The organism is Protofrankia sp. CiT1, assembly GCF_917627335.1.
Classification (GTDB): domain Bacteria; phylum Actinomycetota; class Actinomycetes; order Frankiales; family Frankiaceae; genus Protofrankia.
The window spans coordinates 1-1178 of record NZ_CAKJTP010000108.1; the positions used below are offsets into that span (position 1 = coordinate 1).

Genomic DNA, 1178 nt, shown 5'->3' on the forward strand with positions numbered 1-1178 from the left:
GGCCCTGCTCGGCCGCAAGGAGAATGGAGCCGAGCCGGAGCACAACTCGTTGGTGGTCGTAGCCGGGGGCTGGGCTCACGACGACGACGCCGTCGAGGAGTTCCCAGCGCCGCCGGTCGTCGGGCGCCTGGTCGAGATGGTCGGTGGTGTAGCCGCCGGGGTCGACGGCATGGAGGTAGGCCAGACCTTCGTCGAAGTCGACCCGGCCGACCGGCAGCGGCCACTCGACGAGGCCGGTGATGTCCAGCGGCTGACTGAGCGGCCTGTCCTGCGGCTCCTGCGCCATCGGGTCACGGTTCACCGCCACAGCTGTCATGGTGCCACTCCTCCTCGGATTCGGACGGCACATTTGCTGTGAAGCATACGTCGATGAGTGACTGATTTACGACGATGAGCGAAGAATCGTCCGTTGGCTCGCAGTGACCCGGTGGCCGGGTGTTCGAATCATGGGGTTCCCGGGCGTGTCGTGCCTGGTCAGCCGACGATAGAGGGGTGGGTGACGCCGCGGTTCCGCTCACGACTGCCACGGCGCAAAGCGCGCACAACGCCGTGACGGGCACAACGCCGGATGAACCGATACCGGATGAGCCGGATGAGCCGACGGCCACAGCCAGGCGCCGGTGGTGGACGCGGATAGGGCCGGTGGACGCCGTCTGTGTCGGCGGCCTCGCGGCGCAAACCATCTGGGCGTCAGTCAGCGTGCTGCTGATCCCACGGCTTATCGGCACCCACCCCGTCCTGCTCGAGCTGCTCGGCGCCACGTCTCCGGCCATGGTCGCCGCGGGCGCGTTTGCCCGCGCCGGCAAAGCCGGCCTTGCCGTGGCCCTCGCGGCGCCGACGGTCGGGTGGGTGCCGTTGGATGTGTTCGGCTGGTGGGCGGGACGCCGGTACGGGCGGCCGGCGGTCGACATCCTCACCCGCGGTCGTCCCCGCAGCCTCGACTTCGCCGACCGTGTCGACCGGATGGCGCGACGGTGGGGATTCGGCGCGCTGGTGCTCGCGCCCTGGTTGCCCGTCCCGAATCAATTGATCTATGCGGCCACCGGCTGGCACGGCATGTCGCTGGTCCGGTTCCTGATCGGCGACGCCATTGGTACGACCCTGCGCACCGGGGTGATCGTCAGCCTGGGCTACGCCGTGGGCGACCAGGCGGTCGATCTCGCCACCGCGATCTCCCA

The 1178-nt window shown here is 69.4% G+C and carries 1 protein-coding gene and 1 pseudogene; one reads left to right on the top strand and one right to left on the bottom strand.

Annotated features, from left to right (window positions below; genetic code table 11):
• Window positions 1-316: pseudogene (locus tag MJ785_RS15720) on the bottom strand (hypothetical protein); the annotation flags it as partial.
• Between the two features lie 326 nt (window positions 317-642).
• On the opposite strand from MJ785_RS15720, the gene MJ785_RS15725 reads away from it, so the two are divergent.
• Window positions 643-1178, top strand: a 536-nt coding sequence (locus tag MJ785_RS15725) for a DedA family protein (RefSeq protein ID WP_239381513.1), incomplete at its 3' end; no start/stop codon positions are given.